At 59.1% G+C, this 16,305-nt stretch carries 13 protein-coding genes; 5 read left to right on the top strand and 8 right to left on the bottom strand.

The genetic code is table 11. From position 1 onward, the window contains the following. Positions 1–44 precede the first annotated feature (44 nt). The 4 genes from FPT12_RS00960 to argE form a co-directional block, all read right to left on the bottom strand. Positions 45–683, bottom strand: coding sequence for a peroxiredoxin (locus FPT12_RS00960; protein WP_145014240.1), 639 nt, complete (start codon positions 681–683; stop codon positions 45–47). A gap of 290 nt (positions 684–973) precedes the next feature. Further along, the gene (locus tag FPT12_RS00955) at positions 974–2,362 is read right to left on the bottom strand and encodes an OprD family porin (RefSeq protein ID WP_145014239.1); all 1,389 of its coding nucleotides are present in this window, start codon (positions 2,360–2,362) and stop codon (positions 974–976) included. A gap of 534 nt (positions 2,363–2,896) precedes the next feature. Then, entirely contained in the window at positions 2,897–4,195 is a 1,299-nt protein-coding gene (gene argA / locus FPT12_RS00950; RefSeq protein WP_145014238.1) for an amino-acid N-acetyltransferase, read from the bottom strand. A 139-nt stretch (positions 4,196–4,334) separates the two neighbouring features. Further along, complete coding sequence (argE, locus tag FPT12_RS00945) at positions 4,335–5,483, bottom strand: acetylornithine deacetylase (protein WP_145014237.1); 1,149 nt, start codon at positions 5,481–5,483, stop codon at positions 4,335–4,337. A 157-nt stretch (positions 5,484–5,640) separates the two neighbouring features. On the opposite strand from argE, the gene FPT12_RS00940 reads away from it, so the two are divergent. Further along, entirely contained in the window at positions 5,641–7,008 is a 1,368-nt protein-coding gene (locus FPT12_RS00940) for an inorganic triphosphatase (RefSeq protein ID WP_145014236.1), read from the top strand. A 106-nt stretch (positions 7,009–7,114) separates the two neighbouring features. Here FPT12_RS00940 and FPT12_RS00935 read toward each other — a convergent pair whose 3' ends face one another. Next, on the bottom strand, positions 7,115–7,579 hold the full coding sequence (locus FPT12_RS00935) for an Lrp/AsnC family transcriptional regulator (RefSeq protein WP_145014235.1): 465 nt from the start codon (positions 7,577–7,579) through the stop codon (positions 7,115–7,117). Positions 7,580–7,704: 125 nt separating this feature from the next. Between FPT12_RS00935 and FPT12_RS00930 the strand changes: the two genes are divergently transcribed. The 3 genes from FPT12_RS00930 to FPT12_RS00920 all read left to right on the top strand — a co-directional run bounded on the left by FPT12_RS00930 (position 7,705) and on the right by FPT12_RS00920 (position 10,402). Next, positions 7,705–8,043, top strand: coding sequence for a hypothetical protein (locus tag FPT12_RS00930; RefSeq protein ID WP_145014234.1), 339 nt, complete (start codon positions 7,705–7,707; stop codon positions 8,041–8,043). A 141-nt stretch (positions 8,044–8,184) separates the two neighbouring features. Next, positions 8,185–9,966, top strand: a complete 1,782-nt coding sequence (locus tag FPT12_RS00925; protein ID WP_145014233.1) for a GspE/PulE family protein — start codon at positions 8,185–8,187, stop codon at positions 9,964–9,966. Positions 9,967–10,063: 97 nt separating this feature from the next. Next, entirely contained in the window at positions 10,064–10,402 is a 339-nt protein-coding gene (locus FPT12_RS00920; RefSeq protein WP_145014232.1) for a DUF2388 domain-containing protein, read from the top strand. 132 nt (positions 10,403–10,534) lie between these two features. Here the strand turns inward: FPT12_RS00920 and gcvP are convergent, their stop codons facing one another. Continuing rightward, entirely contained in the window at positions 10,535–13,408 is a 2,874-nt protein-coding gene (gene gcvP / locus FPT12_RS00915; RefSeq protein ID WP_145014231.1) for an aminomethyl-transferring glycine dehydrogenase, read from the bottom strand. A 154-nt stretch (positions 13,409–13,562) separates the two neighbouring features. On the opposite strand from gcvP, the gene FPT12_RS00910 reads away from it, so the two are divergent. Further along, the gene (locus tag FPT12_RS00910) at positions 13,563–14,705 is read left to right on the top strand and encodes a DegT/DnrJ/EryC1/StrS aminotransferase family protein (protein ID WP_145014230.1); all 1,143 of its coding nucleotides are present in this window, start codon (positions 13,563–13,565) and stop codon (positions 14,703–14,705) included. 55 nt (positions 14,706–14,760) lie between these two features. Here the strand turns inward: FPT12_RS00910 and gcvH are convergent, their stop codons facing one another. Then, on the bottom strand, positions 14,761–15,144 hold the full coding sequence (gcvH, locus tag FPT12_RS00905; protein WP_145014229.1) for a glycine cleavage system protein GcvH: 384 nt from the start codon (positions 15,142–15,144) through the stop codon (positions 14,761–14,763). Positions 15,145–15,194: 50 nt separating this feature from the next. Next, a complete protein-coding gene (gene gcvT, locus FPT12_RS00900; RefSeq protein WP_145014228.1) occupies positions 15,195–16,277 on the bottom strand; it encodes a glycine cleavage system aminomethyltransferase GcvT in 1,083 nt (360 codons plus the stop codon). Positions 16,278–16,305: the final 28 nt, after the last annotated feature.

Below are 16,305 nucleotides of genomic sequence, written 5' to 3'. Positions count from 1 at the left end.
ACGGGCTGCATTACCACGCAGAGCGTGGGAACGATCTCCATGGCTTACCTGTTGGGTTGTGGCGTCAGGCGCAGATACGGTTTCACTGCGCGGTAGCCTTTAGGGAAGCGTTTGCTGATTTCCTCTTCATCCTTCAACGATGGCACGATCACCACTTCATCACCGTCCTGCCAGTTGGCCGGGGTGGCCACTTTGTAGTTGTCGGTGAGTTGCAATGAGTCGATCACCCGCAGGATCTCGTGGAAATTGCGTCCGGTACTGGCCGGATAGGTGATGGTCAGGCGAACCTTCTTGTTCGGATCGATCACAAACAGCGAACGCACGGTCAGGGTGTCGTTGGCATTCGGGTGAATCAGGTCATAGAGGTCGGAGACCTTGCGGTCGGCGTCGGCGAGGATCGGAAAGTTGACGAGGGTGTTCTGGGTTTCGTTGATATCTTCGATCCACTTGTGGTGCGAGTCCACCGGGTCGACCGAGAGTGCAATGGCCTTGACGCCGCGCTGGGCGAACTCGTCCTTGAGCCTGGCGGTAAACCCCAGCTCCGTGGTGCACACCGGTGTGAAGTCCGCCGGATGGGAAAACAGCACGCCCCAGCTATCGCCCAGCCACTCGTGAAAACGGATAGTGCCGGCGCTGGAATCCTGTTCGAAATCGGGGGCAATGTCGCCCAGTCTGAGGCTCATGGTGCTGCTCCTGGTGAGTGCGTGATGAGCCTACTGTGCCTATTGTCACCGCTTATTAAAAAGAATAAATATCGATTTATTTAGATCTAAAATGAATATTAAACATCTGTTCACTGGACGCATACGCGAGCAAAGACCACTCTTGGAACCAGGGTTCGAGAAGGCCTTGAGTTGCTGCGAAGAGGGAAGTGAAGGCGGGCCTGCGGGGGTGGGCCCGACTTGAAACACAAAAGCCCCGCCAGGCTTGCGCCGAGCGGGGCTTTTTATACAGGCTTACAAACGCCTGGGTATTACAACAGCGGGATCGAGTAGCTGACGATCACACGGTTTTCATCCTGGTCGCGTTGACCCGGGATGTCGTTGCGCCACATAGCGTTTTTCCACGCCACGCCCAGGTTCTTCAGTGGGCCTTGTGGAACCACGTAAGCCAGGGTCAGGTCACGTTCCCACTCGCTGCTGCCGTAGCCGCCAGTCAGTGTCTGAGTGCTGCCGACTTTGCCAGCAGTGTCGATGTTGCTGCCGCGCAGATAGATGATGCCAGCGGTCAGGCCTGGAACACCGACTTTGGCGAAGTCATAGGCGTAGCGAGCTTGCCAGGTACGTTCGCCAGCGCGGGCAAACTTCTGGATCTGCATGTCGGTGATGGTGCTGTTGGACGAACCGTCACCCTGGTTCAGCCAAGGGAAATCGCTTTCGCCGTTGCTGTACTGGTAACCAGCACCAAAGGTGTGGCCTTCAACCGAGTACAGGGCCAGGTAGCTGTACAGGTTGTTGTCGACCTTGCCCTTGGTAGTGTTAGCCAGAGGAGTGTTGTCCGGGTAGTAGCCGGTAGTGAAGTAGCTCTTGTCGCTACCGTTGGAGCCGTTGTCACGGCTACGGTAGTAGCGCAGGTCACTTTTCAGGACGCCAGGACCGATGGACCAGTTATGCACCAGGCCCAGGAAGTTCTGCGAGTAGAAGTCCTTCAGCTCGCCGTAGTAGTACGAAGCGGTCAGGTCCTTGGTGATCTTGTAGTCAGCACCACCGTAGTAGAACTTGTTGGAGAACTTGCCTGCGTCGTAGTTGGAGCCACCGTTGGCACCGGCGAGGGACAGACCTTCGTCGTTGCTGGAGTTACGCCCTTTGGCCTCGTTGATTTCGCCCGCAGTCAGGGTCAGGTCCTTGATCTCGTTCGAGACCAGCTCGCCGCCGGTGAAGGTTTGCGCCAGCATACGACCATCGTTGTACTTGATGACCGGGTTGTTAGGCTGCAGGGTACCGATTTTCAGCACGGTCTGCGAAACCTTGACCTTGCCGGTCAGGCCCAGGCTGGCGAAATCGTTGACAGCTTCGTTGCCCTGGCTCGGGAACACGGTACCACCGGAAGCGGTACCGGTAGGGTTACCGTGCTTCTCCGGGCTGGAATCCAGTTTCACGCCGTACTGACCAATGGCGTCAACACCGAAGCCGACAGTACCTTGGGTAAAGCCCGAGGTGAAGTTGAGCTGGAAGCCTTGCCCAGTCTCTTCTATCTTGCTTGGGGCTTTTGCGGCTTTGGTGTCGGAATCGCGGTTATCGGTGTTGATGTAGAAAGTACGCGTGCTCAGGGTCGCCTTACTGTCTTCGATGAAACCGGCGGCGCTTGCCTGCTGCGCCAAAACCCCTACGGCCACAGCCAGGGCCAAGGTGGACTTATTCATGTTTCGCTCCTCTACGTTTCTAATTTTTGTGCACTCTGGTCCAGGATCTGACGCCCCGGTTCCCATCGATGCGCGATTAGCGCAAGACCGTGACCGATAAGTCAATCGTAAGCAGTCGCATCTACGACCTTGGTCTAATCGCCGTGTTTGGCCCGTTCAGGTTAGTGAATTTCTCATAAACCCAAAAAGAATTATTTATTCATTTTTCATACGATTCGGGAATATAGCTCAACACGCGTGAACCGAACCGGATGCTGAGGTATCGGCCCACGAGCTAATTCCTAAATGGTATTTACAAACGCTTCTTTAGTTCCATTCGTGCCCACGTAATTCCTCTTACGTCAATCACGATCAAATAAGCGACGCCATCATGGCGAAACGTGCATCTTCCCGTCAAATTGTTACAGTTTGTATACAGTAGTAGATTTTTTTCCGCCCGCTCGCTGAACACCGTAACAAGCAGCAAAATGACAAAAACGATCGACTTATTGCCACGATCCGTCAGCCTCGGGGGTGGAGTCTAAGCGCCTCAGGTTACAGAGTTTTTTCGAAGATCTTCGAATTACGCTGATAGTTGTACAGCGAGGCCCGGGCCGACGGCAGGCGCTCGACGCTGCTGGGCACAAAGCCACGCTCGCGGAACCAGTGCGCAGTACGGGTAGTGAGGACGAACAGGGTTTTGAGCCCTTGGGCACGAGCCCGGGTCTCGATCCGTTCCAGCAATTCATCACCACGGCCGCCGTGACGGTACTCCGGGTTCACTGCCAGACAGGCCAGTTCCCCGGCATCCGAGTCAGCGATCTGATACAGCGCCGCACAGGCGATGATCATGCCTTCACGCTCGACCACGCTGAACTGCTCGATTTCGCGCTCCAGCACTTCGCGCGAACGACGCACCAGAATCCCCTGCTCTTCCAGCGGGCTGATCAGATCCAGCAACCCGCCGACGTCTTCGATAGCCGCTTCGCGCACTACTTCGAATTGCTCCTGGGCCACCAGCGTACCGCCACCGTCACGGGTGAAGAGCTCGGTCAGCAGCGCGCCGTCTTCGGCATAACTGACAATATGGCTACGGCCGACGCCGCCTCGGCAAGCTTCAGCCGCGGCATCCAGCAACTCTGCCTGATAGTTCGCGCCCAAACGCTGCAAGTGCGCCGGCACCTGCTGCGGACGCAGCTCGCGGACCAGACGGCCGTTTTCATCGATCAGCCCCAGGTCCGCGCCGAACAGCAGCAGTTTGTCGGCGCCCAGATCGATGGCAGCGCGAGTGGCGACGTCTTCGCACGCCAGGTTGAAGATTTCCCCGGTCGGCGAGTAGCCCAGCGGAGACAACAACACGATGGAGCGCTCATCCAGCAGACGGTTGATGCCCTTGCGGTCGACCCGGCGCACTTCGCCGGTGTGGTGATAGTCGACACCTTCGAGCACACCGATCGGCCGTGCGGTCACCAGGTTGCCGCCGGCCACCCGCAGACGCGAGCCCTGCATCGGCGAAGACGCCATGTCCATCGACAAGCGCGCCTCGATAGCAATGCGCAGTTGACCCACCGCATCGATCACACACTCCAGGGTCGCCGCATCGGTGATGCGCATCCCGTGGTGGTAATGCGGAGTCAGGCCACGTGCGGCGAGACGGGTTTCAATTTGCGGACGCGAACCGTGAACCAATACCAGCCGCACACCCAGGCTGTGCAGCAGCACCAGGTCGTGGACGATATTGCCGAAGTTCGGGTGCTCGACACCGTCGCCGGGCAGCATGACGACGAAGGTGCAATCGCGGTGAGCGTTGATGTAAGGGGAAGCGTGACGAAGCCAGTTAACGTATTCGGGCATAACACCTGCGCCTGTAACAAATAGCAGCCGATAAAAAGGACGAAGCAAAACGCACAGCGGGCTGATGGTTATCGTCGAAACAGGCTTGGCGACACGCGCGCTCTCCTCATGAATACAGGTTGGATGCCCCGGGATTTAATCACGCCGGGGTCAGGCAGTAGTGTTCGATCAGTTGACGTAATAGATGCACGGTAGGCTGCAAACGTGACATTTCAAGGTATTCCCCTGGTTGGTGGGCGCAGGCGATATCGCCTGGGCCAAGCACCAATGTCTCGCAGCCAAGACGCTGAAGATAAGGCGCTTCAGTGCCGAACGCTACTGCTTCGGCAAGGTGGCCGGTGAGTCTTTCGGCGACCTGCACCAGTTCCGAGTCGGCCGCCTGCTCGAAAGGCGGTACTTCAGGGAACAGTGGAGCGTAGTCGATCTTCACCTGATGGAGTTCGGCGACCGGTTCGAGTTTCTGCCGGATCGCCGCACGCAATGCGTTCGGGTCCATGCCCGGCAAGGGCCGCAGGTCGAACTCCAGTGAGCATTGACCGCAGATCCGGTTCGGATTGTCACCACCGTGGATGCAGCCGAAATTCAGTGTCGGTTGTGGCACGCTGAACTGCGGATTGCGAAACTCGCTCTGCCATTGCAGGCGCAAGCCACGTAACTCGCCCATCGCATCGTGCATGGCCTCAAGTGCGCTATGGCCCAGGCGCGGATCGGACGAGTGACCGCTCTGACCGAGAATGTCGATGCGCTCCATCATCACGCCTTTATGCAGACGGATCGGCTTCAAGCCTGTCGGTTCACCGATCACTGCAACCCTGCCCAATGGCCGGCCGGCAGCAGCCAACGCCCGGGCGCCAGCCATGGAGCTTTCTTCGTCACAGGTGGCGAGGATCATCAGCGGTTGCTTGAACGGTTTATCCAGCAGCGGCAGCACGGCTTCGATAGCCAGCGCGAAAAAACCCTTCATGTCGCAACTGCCAAGACCGACCCAGCGACCGTCGACTTCGGTGAGTTTCAGCGGATCGGTCTGCCACAACGCGCCGTCGAACGGCACCGTGTCGCTGTGCCCGGCCAATACCAGCCCGCCGGGACCGCTGCCAAAACTGGCGAGCAAGTTGAATTTGCCGGGGCTGACTTGCTGGATTTCGCACGAAAAGCCCAGGTCGCCGAGCCAGGTCGCCAGCAGATCAATGACCGCGCGATTGGATTGATCGAGGCTGGGTTGGGTGCAGCTGACGGACGGTGCGGCGATCAGCGCAGCGAACTGGTCTTTCATGGACGGCAAAGGCATCGCTGACTCCCAACTCCCAAATTGAAGTCCATCATAGAACCATCTGGCGACAGGAATAAACCGTCGCGGCGCGTAGGTTTAGTGAGTGCTGTACACTGCACGACCTTGGCAGCCACACATTCCCCCGGCTGCGCTCCCGATCCTGGATTTTCCGGCCATGCAGAAAGAAACCGAAATCAAACTCCGCGTCAGCCGCGAAACCCTCGCCGCCCTGCGCGAGCACCCGCTACTGAAAAAACGCAACAAAAGTGGCTGGGAACGCCGTGAGTTGATGAACCAGTACTTCGACACGCCAGAGCGTGACCTGGCCCGCGCCAAGGTCGCCCTGCGCCTGCGCCTCGATGGCGAAGAAGTCATTCAAACGCTCAAGACCCGTGGCCACAGTGTGGCCGGTCTGTCCGAGCGTAACGAATACGACTGGAACCTGCCCAAAGCCAAGCTCGACGTGAAAAAACTCGACGGCGAATGCTGGCCCGAAGAACTGGCCGAACTGGACAAAAAAACCCTGAAGCCGATCTTCACCACCGATTTCGTACGTGAACGCGCAGAAATCGCCTGGGGCCGTGGCAAGACCAAAGTGGTCATCGAAGCCGCACTGGACTTGGGCCACGTGATTGTCGGCAAGCAGAAAGAAGAAATCTGCGAGCTGGAACTGGAACTGCGCGAAGGCGAACCCGCTGCGTTGCTGGAGCTGGCCGCCGAGTTGGCCGCGACCCTGGCGCTGATGCCGTGCGATATCAGCAAGGCCGAGCGCGGCTACCGCCTGTTCGACGCCAACAGCTATTCGTTGAGCCTGCCCGCACCGGAACTGACCTTTGAGCTGCCGCTGGACGACGCGTTCGCCGCGCTGAGCTGGCACTTGCTGGGCAGCAGTCAGCGTCTGGCCGAGCAATATCGCTTCAACGGCCACTGGCGGCTGTTGCAGGACTGGGTCGAAAACCTCGCTGAATTGCGCGCGCTACTCAGCAGCTTGGGTCAAGCCGCACCCCGTCAGTCGACTCACGACCTGCGTCTGGCGCTGGATGCCTTGCTGGAAGACTGGCGCCCGCTGGTACAAGCCGGTCTGGATGACGAAGACGTGCGCAAAGCCGCGCCGGAGCAGTTCCTCGAAGAACTGGAAGACCCGCGCTGGGGCCTGTTCTCCCTGAACACTTCACGCTGGTTGCTGGCTCGTACCTGGGCTGCCGATCGCAACGTTCGCGGCAATCGCCAGGGCGCTGCACAACTGGGCAACTGGTTACCGCGCCTGCTGGGCGAAGAAGCGACGTCCCTGCAATTGCAGCGCTATCAACAACAGCCGGAAGACCTGGCTGAGCAACTGCCGCGCATCGAACGCATCCAGGCCTGGCTGCACCATGCCCGCAACGTGCTGGACATCCCGGAAATGGATCGCCTGTATGGTGAGCTGAACAAACTCGCGCAACTGGCCAACGAGCCGATCACCGACGAAGTGCTGGATGCACGCAAGCAGCAGGCGATTGCGGTGTATCAGAACCGCGCGTGGAAGATGTTGTTGCGTATGTAATACCGCCATCGCGAGCAGGCTCGCTCCCACAGGGGATTTGCGTACACCGCAACCAATGTGGGAGCGAGCCTGCTCGCGATGAGGCCAGCACATTCACCACAGAGCTTTAGACCGGCAAACTCGTCGTGGACTTGATCTCCGACAAGGCCACGATCGAGTTGACCTCCTGAATCCCCGGCACCATCGACAGCTTCTCGAAGAAGAAGCGCTCATAGGCTTCGATGTCTGCCGTGACGATCCGCAACAGGAAATCCACCGCCCCCATCAGCACATAACACTCCAGCACTTCCGGAAAGCCGCGAATCGCCTCGGTGAATTCCGTGAAGTTCGAACGCCCGTGGGCGTTGAGTTTGATCTCGGCGAAGATCTGCGTGTTGAGGCCGATTTTCTTGCGATCGAGCAACGTCACTTGCCCGCGAATAACCCCCTCCTCCTTCATCCGCTGAATGCGCCGCCAGCACGGCGACTGCGATAACCCGACCTGCTCGGCAATCTGCGCACTGGAGAGTGAGGCGTCCTCTTGCAGCAGCGCCAGAATCCGTCGGTCATACACGTCAAGTTCGCTATGCATAGAAAAACCCTAAAATATATTATTTGAGAATTGTTTGATTCGATATAAGGCCAATTAACCTCATCATAGATAAGAAATACCCGGCACCGAATGTAAAAATTTCTCCAATTATTTGGAGACCGACCATGCCCCCGCTCGAAGCCGTCAACAACACCCCTACCCGTGCCGACGTGTGGAACGTCAGTAATGCCCATTGTCGCGTGCACTACCAACTGCTGGCCGAGGCCGAACCGGACGTGTTGTGCCGGGCGCTGAATCTTTTCGCGTTGCAGTTTCTGGTGCCGCAGCAGGTCAATGTGTTGCGCGACGACGACCTGCTGTCGATCGGTATTGTCATGGACGGCTTGAGCTGGCACCGCGCCCAAGTGATCGCGGAAAAATTACGTAACCTGATCAGTGTCTGCTCGGTGGAACTGCAAGCAGCTGATTCGCAATGGGTTCAGCCTGCACAGGCGACAGGCTGAAGCACGCCGGTAAAGACTCGCAATGATGAATCGGCCGATGGCCGAACGGCCGGCCCTTGTGGGGACTATTCTTGGCATCTGTGGTCACAGACGCACCTGTCTAAACCGCTCGTTGCAGGATCGTTTCCATAAGGAGCCCGGATGTCCGTTCAACTCGCCACTCAGGATCGCTGGCTGGATCTCAATGACCTGCTGCGCGAACTGGTCGCCCAAGGCTTCATCAGCCAGGACTCGGCCGAACACGCGCTGACCACCCGCCGCAATGCCAGCAACAGCCAGTTGCACCCGCTGGAATTCCTCGCCAGCCAACACCTCGACGACCTCAGCCGCCCCGGCAAACGCCTGGACCTGGAAAGCCTGACCCTGTGGCTCTCGCTGCAGGCCGGCCAGCCTTACTTGCGCATCGATCCGCTGAAAATAAACGTCGCGCAAATTACCCCGTTGATGTCCTACGCCTTTGCCCAACGCCACAAGATCCTCGCGGTAGCGATCGACCGCGACGCCGTCACTGTCGCTAGCGCGCAGCCTTATGTGCGCAGTTGGGAAGCCGACCTGACCCACGTTCTACAGTTGCCGATCAAACGGGTGGTGGCCAACCCGGCGGACATCCAGCGCTTCAGCGTGGAGTTCTTCCGCCTGGCCAAATCGGTCAGCGGCGCGACCAATGCCGATCAGCACATGAACACCCTGGGCAACTTCGAACAGTTGCTCAACCTCGGCGCCAGCGATCAGGAGCCGGACGCCAATGACGCGCACATCGTCAACATCGTCGACTGGTTGTTCCAGTACGCCTTCCAGCAGCGTGCCAGTGATATCCATATCGAGCCACGGCGCGAGCAAGGCACCGTGCGCTTTCGCATCGACGGCGTGTTGCACAACGTCTATCAATTTCCACCGCAGGTGACCATGGCAATCGTCAGTCGCCTGAAAAGCCTGGGGCGAATGAACGTCGCGGAAAAACGCAAACCCCAGGATGGCCGGGTCAAGACCAAGGCCCCGGACGGCGGCGAAGTGGAGTTGCGGCTGTCGACGCTACCTACGGCATTCGGGGAAAAAATGGTCATGCGGATCTTCGATCCGGAAGTACTGCTCAAGGACTTCGACCAGCTCGGGTTTTCTGCCGATGATCTGCGCCGCTGGCAGGACATGACCCGCCAGCCCAACGGCATCATTCTGGTCACCGGACCGACCGGTTCGGGCAAGACCAGCACGCTCTACACCACGCTGAAAAAACTCGCGACGCCAGAGGTCAACCTCTGCACCATCGAAGATCCGATCGAAATGGTCGAGCCGGCGTTCAATCAGATGCAGGTCCAGCACAACATCGACCTGACCTTTGCCAGCGGCGTGCGCGCATTGATGCGACAAGATCCGGACATCATCATGATCGGCGAGATCCGCGACCTCGAAACCGCCGAAATGGCCATTCAAGCGGCACTCACCGGGCACCTGGTGTTGTCGACCCTGCACACCAACGACGCACCGAGCGCCATCAGCCGCTTACTGGAACTCGGCGTGCCGCATTACCTGATCAAAGCCACCCTGCTGGGAGTCATGGCACAACGTCTGGTCCGCACGCTGTGCCCGCATTGCAAGGCACCGCTGACGCTGGGCGAAGATGACTGGCAAACCTTGACCCGTCCCTGGCAAGCACCATTACCGAGCAACGCCCAACGCGCGATTGGCTGCCTGGAGTGCCGCGACACCGGTTATCACGGACGCGCCGGGGTCTACGAAATCATGCAAATGACCGACAGCGTCAAAGCCCTGATCAACCCCGACACCGACCTGTTCGCCGTGCGTCGCCAGGCGTTCAAGGAAGGCATGCGCAGCCTGCGGCTGTCGGGTGCGCAAAAAGTGGCGGCGGGGCTGACGACGATTGAAGAGGTGCTGCGAGTGACGCCGCAGAGTGAGCAGAAATAGGGGCGGTATCCTGGTCGAACAGGCCGATGAACGCTACGGAACTCGTTTGGGGTATTGGCAATCCAACCCGCCAGAAACCCCACTGGAGTCACCCACAATGCGTTTTAAACTTGCCGCCGCTACGCTTGCCTTGCTGTCCCTGTCTGCAGGTTCAGCAATGGCCCATGACCGCGACCATGACCATGACGGCATCTTGCAAGAAGTTATTTCCTCAGGTGCGACCACCGCGTCCACCTACCTGACCTCCAGGGATCACAAGCTGGTCGTTGCCGCTCAGGACGACGCCAGCAGTTTCGTAGCCAGTGACGGCAATATCCGTGGTCCGTACCTGGAATCTGCCATGCAGAAAGTCCGTGCCGACAACCCGGGCTTGAAGGCTACCGACATGGAATTGGCCAACGCAATCCTGGCCAAGAACGCGGTTGCCCCGGAATAATTCTGTTGCTGTAAAAATGCGATCCATTGTGGGAGCGAGCTTGCTCGCGATGAGGCCATAACATTCAACATTTTTGCTGACTGTTACACCGCCATCGCGAGCAAGCTCGCTCCCACATTTGATTTACGCATTTCAGCGGTATTCGTCCACCGGCACGCAGGCGCAGAACAGGTTGCGATCCCCGTAAACGTTGTCCACGCGGTTCACCGTCGGCCAGTATTTATGCAGCCTGGTGTGCGTGTCCGGGGTCACCGCTTGCTCGATGCTGTAGGGCCGATCCCAGACACCGGTAATGTCCGCCAACGTATGCGGTGAGCGTTTCAACGGATTGTCCTCGGCAGACCAATTGCCATTCTGCACCTCGGCAATTTCCGCGCGAATACTCAGCATCGCGCTGATAAAGCGATCCAGTTCCGCCTTCGACTCGCTTTCGGTCGGTTCAACCATCAACGTACCCGGCACCGGGAAAGACATGGTCGGCGCATGGAAACCGTAATCCATCAGCCGCTTGGCGACGTCTTCTTCGCTGATACCGGTCTGCGCCTTGAGCGGTCGCAAGTCGAGGATGCATTCGTGTGCCACCCGCTCGTTGCGCCCGGTGTAGAGCACCGGGAACGCACCGGACAAATGCTTCGCCAGGTAGTTGGCCGAGAGAATCGCCACCTCGCTGGCATCCGCCAACTGCGGCCCCATCATCGCGATGTACATCCAGCTGATCGGCAAAATGCTCGCACTGCCCCAGGGCGCCGCGCTGACTGCGCCATTCTGCGGATGGGGTCCCTCGATCGGCACCACCGGGTGATTGGCAACAAACGGCGCCAAATGCGCCCGCACACCAATCGGCCCCATCCCCGGCCCGCCTCCGCCATGGGGAATGCAGAAGGTCTTGTGCAGATTCATGTGCGAGACATCAGCGCCGATATCCGCCGGGCGGGCCAGCCCAACCTGTGCATTGAGGTTGGCGCCGTCCATGTACACCTGACCGCCGTGGCTGTGGATAACTTCACAGATTTCGCTGATGCCCTCTTCATACACCCCATGGGTCGAAGGGTAAGTGGCCATCAGGCAAGAGAGCTTGTCGCCGGCAGCCGTCGCCTTGGCTTTCAGGTCATCGAGATCGACGTTACCGGCATCGTCGCAGTCGACGATCACCACCCGCATCCCGGCCATCTGCGCCGAGGCCGGGTTGGTGCCGTGGGCAGACGCGGGAATCAGGCAGATGTCCCGTGCACCTTGCTGACGGCTTTCATGGTATTTGCGGATCGCCAGCAACCCGGCGTATTCACCTTGGGCGCCGGAGTTGGGCTGCATGCAGATCGCATCAAAACCGGTGATCGCGCAGAGCCAGCTTTCCAGTTCGCTGATCATCAGCGAATAACCCACCGCCTGCTCCTTCGGTGCAAACGGGTGCAGGTTGGCGAACGCCGGCCAGGTGATCGGGATCATCTCGCTGCTGGCGTTGAGCTTCATGGTGCAGGAACCCAGTGGGATCATCGACTGGTTGAGCGCCAGGTCCTTGTTCTCCAGTTGTTTGAGGTAACGCAGCATTTCGGTTTCGCTGTGATGGGCGTTGAACACCGGATGGCGCAAATACGGCGTGGTCCGCAACAAACCGTCGGGAACCCCGGAGCCCAGCGGCTCGCCATCCAGCTCGGCGACATCAAGCCCGTGATCGGCGCCCAGGAACACATCAAACAGCTTCGCCACCGTGCGTTCATCGCAGCTCTCGTCGAGACTCAAGCCCACCTGCCCGCGCCCAAGAATCCGCAAATTGATCTGCGCCGCTTTGGCGCTGTCGATGATTGCGGTCTGGCTGCCGCCGACTTCAAGGGTCAAGGTGTCGAAGAAGTGCTGATTGAGCCGGGTGATGCCGTTGCGCTCAAGCCCGGCGGCGAGAATGCAGGTTAGCCGGTGTATCCGTTGCGCAATCCGTTTAAGCCCCTGCGGGCCATGGTAGACCGCGTAAAAACTGGCGATATTGGCCAGTAACACCTGGGCCGTGCAGATGTTCGAATTGGCCTTCTCGCGACGGATGTGTTGCTCGCGGGTTTGCAGGGCCATACGCAGCGCGACGTTGCCGCGAGCATCTTTCGAAACGCCGATGATCCGTCCGGGAATCGCTCGTTTGTATTCATCGCGGCTGGCGAAAAACGCTGCGTGCGGGCCGCCGTAGCCCATCGGTACGCCAAAGCGCTGGGACGAGCCGAATACCACATCAGCGCCCATTTCACCTGGCGGCGTCAGCAACAACAGGCTCAGCAGATCAGCTGCAACGCAGGCCAGCGCTTGCTGCGCATGCAAGTGATCGATCAACGGCCGCAGGTCACGGATTTCGCCATGGGTATCGGGATACTGCAGCAGCGCGCCGAACACTTGATGCTGTTTCAGGTTATCCACAGTGTCGACGATCAGCTCGAAGCCAAAGCCTTCAGCGCGGGTCCGCACCACGGAGAGGGTCTGTGGATGGCAGTTTTCGTCGACGAAGAACAGATTGCTTTTCGACTTCGCGACACGCTTGGCCAGTGCCATGGCTTCGGCCGCCGCCGTGGCTTCGTCGAGCAACGAGGCGTTGGCCAGTTCCAGGCCCGTCAGGTCGATGGTCAATTGCTGGAAATTGAGCAGCGCTTCGAGTCGCCCCTGAGCAATTTCCGGCTGATAAGGCGTGTAAGCGGTGTACCAACCGGGATTTTCCAGCACGTTGCGCAAGATCACCGCAGGCGTCAGGGTGCCGTGGTAACCCATGCCGATCAGGCTGGTCCAGACCTGATTCTGTTCGGCATAGCCGCGCAGCTTTGCCAGCGCGGCCTCTTCATCGAGCGCAGGCGGCAAGTCCAGTACGCGATTGAGGCGAATGCCCGGCGGCACCGTCTGCTCGATCAGCTCGACACGGCTGCCGAGCCCGAGGCTGTCGAGCATCGCCTGCTGCTCGGCGGTGTCCGGCCCCAGGTGGCGCCGCAGAAAGGCATTCGGGTCTCGTAACTGGCTCAAGGATGGCAACTGGGGCATGACAGGCTCTCTCTTGAATGGCGCTCAACGTCGATGCAACTCGATCAAAGCAGCATAGCTCCCCCTGTGCACTCGGCATGGCGTCTTTGCTCAATCAGGCTCATCATGTGCGGCGCATATAACTACCGTCAGCCAATCGGGTGCACTGATCGTCATGAGCCAACTGCCTTTTCTGCCGTTTTCCAAACCTACTATCGATGAAGCCACGATTGCCGCTGTCGGCGATGTCTTGCGCTCCGGCTGGATCACCAGCGGGCCCAAGGTTCAGGCATTCGAAGCCCAGCTCTCGGAGTTTTTTGGCGGCCGTCCGGTGCGCACGTTCAACTCCGGGACCTGCACCATGGAGATCGCCCTGCGCATCGCCGGGATCGGTGCCGGTGATGAAGTCATCACCACGCCGATTTCCTGGGTCGCCACGGCCAACGTGATTCTCGAAGTCGGCGCCACCCCGGTGTTTGCCGACATCGACCCGATCACCCGCAACATTGACCTGGACCAGCTCGAAGCGGCCATCACCCCGCGCACCAAGGCCATTATCCCGGTGTTCCTGGCTGGTTTGCCGGTGGACATGAGCCGCCTGTACGCGATCGCCAAGAAACACGGCCTGCGCATTATCGAAGACGCCGCCCAGGCATTGGGTTCGAGCTGGAATGGGCAGCGCATCGGCGCCACGGGCGACTTCGTGTCGTTCAGCTTCCAGGCAAACAAGAACGTTACCTCCTCGGAAGGTGGCTGCCTGGTATTGAACAACGCTGAAGAAGTGCGCCTGGCCGAGAAATATCGCCTGCAAGGCGTGACCCGTACCGGCTTCGACGGCCTGGACGTCGACGTGCTGGGCGGCAAGTTCAACATGACCGACGTGGCAGCAGCCATTGGCCTGGGCCAATTCGCCCACATCGAAGCCATCACCGCTCACCGCCGCGAACTGGCCAAGCATTACTTCGCCTGCTTCGGCAGCGATTTCGAAGCCAAGTACGGTGCGCAGCTGCCACCGGCAGACTTCACCAACAGCAACTGGCACTTGTTCCAGCTGGTATTGCCAGAGCGCAAGGACGGCAAACCGGCCCGTGCGACCTTCATGGAGCAAATGCAGGAACTGGGCGTCGGCATCGGCTACCACTACCCGCCGATCCACCTGCTGAGCCTTTACCGCGAACGCGGTTTCAAGGAAGGCATGTTCCCGGTGTCCGAACGCGTCGGTCGCCTGATCGTTTCGCTGCCGATGTTCACGGCCATGAGCAAAGACGATGTCGAGCGTTCGGTGGCTGCGGTGAAGGCCGTGCTGCAAAACGCGTAAATCGCGCCCATGAAAAAGCCTCGATCACTCGAGGCTTTTTCGTTTCTGGCGGCAATTACTCGCCAATGGCGTTCTTGTAGCCTGTAGGGTCGAGCAATTTGTCCAGCTCAGAGGTATCAGTCGGCTCGAGTTTGAAGAACCAGCTGTCGTATGGCGCGCTGTTGACCAGCTCCGGGCTGTTGGCCAACTCTTCGTTAACGGCGATAACTGTACCGGAGACCGGTGAGTAGATATCCGATGCAGCCTTGACCGACTCGACTACGCCCGCGGCTTCACCGGCAGCGAAGACTTTGCCGATTTCCGGCAACTCGACGAACACCACATCACCCAAGGCTTCCTGAGCATGGTCTGAAATACCCACCTTTACGCCACCATCTTCGTCCAGACGGGCCCATTCGTGACTTTCGGCAAAACGCAGGTCTACAGGGATTTCGCTCATGTTCTGTGTCCTCAGAAGAAATGTCAGCGGTGTTGGCCCGCCAGAGAAAGTTAGATCAGGGTTTTGCCGTGTCGTACGAAGGTCGGTTTGACCACCCGAACCGGGTACCACTTGCCACGAATTTCCACTTCTGCCCGGTCGGCGGTTGCCATCGGTACCCGCGCCAAGGCAATCGATTTGCTAAGCGTAGGAGAGAAACTACCACTGGTAATCTCCCCTTCGCCAACATCAGCAATGCGAACCACCTGATGAGCGCGTAAAACCCCACGCTCTTCGAGCACCAGACCAACCAGTTTTTGCTTCACCCCGGCTGCCCGTTCAGCCTCAAGCGCGGCCCGGCCGATGAACTGACGAGTGGCCGGTTCCCAGGCAATGCTCCAGGCCATATTGGACGCCAGCGGTGAGACATCCTGATGAATGTCCTGACCGTAGAGGTTCATGCCTGCCTCAAGACGCAGCGTGTCACGAGCGCCGAGGCCAATCGGCGATATGCCTGCACCCACCAGATCGTTGAAGAATCCCGGCGCCTGATCGGCCGGCAGGGCAATCTCCAGACCGTCTTCGCCGGTGTAACCGGTACGGGCGATGAACCAGTCGCCGTCACACCGACCTTCAAACGGTTTGAGTTGCTGGATCAGCGTGCCACGAGACTGGGTCACCAGCTCGGCGATCTTTTGCCGCGCGTGCGGACCTTGAATCGCCAGCATCGCCAACTCGCTGCGCTCGTGCAGTTGCACCTGATAATTGCCGAGCTGGGCCTGCATCCAGGCCATGTCCTGATCACGAGTGGCGGCGTTCACTACCAGGCGGTAAGCATCTTCCAGGCGATAAACGATCATGTCGTCGACCACCCCGCCCCGTTCATTGAGCATGGTGCTGTACAAGGCACGGCCGACGCTGTGCAGACGTTCGACATCATTGGCCAGCAAATGCTGGAGCCAGGCCTTGGCCTGAGGGCCGCTGACATCGATTACGGTCATATGGGAAACATCGAAAATCCCACAGTCGCGGCGCACCTGATGGTGTTCCTCGACCTGTGAGCCGTAATGCAATGGCATATCCCAACCGCCAAAATCGACCATCTTCGCGCCAAGTGCGAGATGAAGGTCATACAGAGGCGTACGCTGTCCCATGGGTTTCTCCTTCCGGGCGTGGCGAAGG

It is taken from the genome of Pseudomonas sp. H3(2019) (assembly GCF_007713465.1).
Classification (GTDB): domain Bacteria; phylum Pseudomonadota; class Gammaproteobacteria; order Pseudomonadales; family Pseudomonadaceae; genus Aquipseudomonas.
The sequence above is the reverse complement of the archived record's forward strand: the minus strand, read 5'-3'. Positions and strand labels throughout refer to the sequence as shown.

Excerpts from the sequence above, each read along its gene's own strand:
- FPT12_RS00930 (WP_145014234.1), top strand. The coding sequence starts at position 7,705 with ATGCCCCCGCTCGAAGCCGTCAACAACACCCCTACCCGTGCCGACGTG.
- gcvT (WP_145014228.1), bottom strand. The coding sequence starts at position 16,277 with ATGGGACAGCGTACGCCTCTGTATGACCTTCATCTCGCACTTGGCGCG.
- FPT12_RS00935 (WP_145014235.1), bottom strand. The coding sequence starts at position 7,579 with ATGCATAGCGAACTTGACGTGTATGACCGACGGATTCTGGCGCTGCTG.
- FPT12_RS00910 (WP_145014230.1), top strand. The coding sequence starts at position 13,563 with ATGAGCCAACTGCCTTTTCTGCCGTTTTCCAAACCTACTATCGATGAA.
- FPT12_RS00920 (WP_145014232.1), top strand. The coding sequence starts at position 10,064 with ATGCGTTTTAAACTTGCCGCCGCTACGCTTGCCTTGCTGTCCCTGTCT.
- gcvP (WP_145014231.1), bottom strand. The coding sequence starts at position 13,408 with ATGCCCCAGTTGCCATCCTTGAGCCAGTTACGAGACCCGAATGCCTTT.
- FPT12_RS00940 (WP_145014236.1), top strand. The coding sequence starts at position 5,641 with ATGCAGAAAGAAACCGAAATCAAACTCCGCGTCAGCCGCGAAACCCTC.
- FPT12_RS00955 (WP_145014239.1), bottom strand. The coding sequence starts at position 2,362 with ATGAATAAGTCCACCTTGGCCCTGGCTGTGGCCGTAGGGGTTTTGGCG.
- FPT12_RS00925 (WP_145014233.1), top strand. The coding sequence starts at position 8,185 with ATGTCCGTTCAACTCGCCACTCAGGATCGCTGGCTGGATCTCAATGAC.
- argA (WP_145014238.1), bottom strand. The coding sequence starts at position 4,195 with ATGCCCGAATACGTTAACTGGCTTCGTCACGCTTCCCCTTACATCAAC.
- argE (WP_145014237.1), bottom strand. The coding sequence starts at position 5,483 with ATGCCTTTGCCGTCCATGAAAGACCAGTTCGCTGCGCTGATCGCCGCA.
- gcvH (WP_145014229.1), bottom strand. The coding sequence starts at position 15,144 with ATGAGCGAAATCCCTGTAGACCTGCGTTTTGCCGAAAGTCACGAATGG.
- FPT12_RS00960 (WP_145014240.1), bottom strand. The coding sequence starts at position 683 with ATGAGCCTCAGACTGGGCGACATTGCCCCCGATTTCGAACAGGATTCC.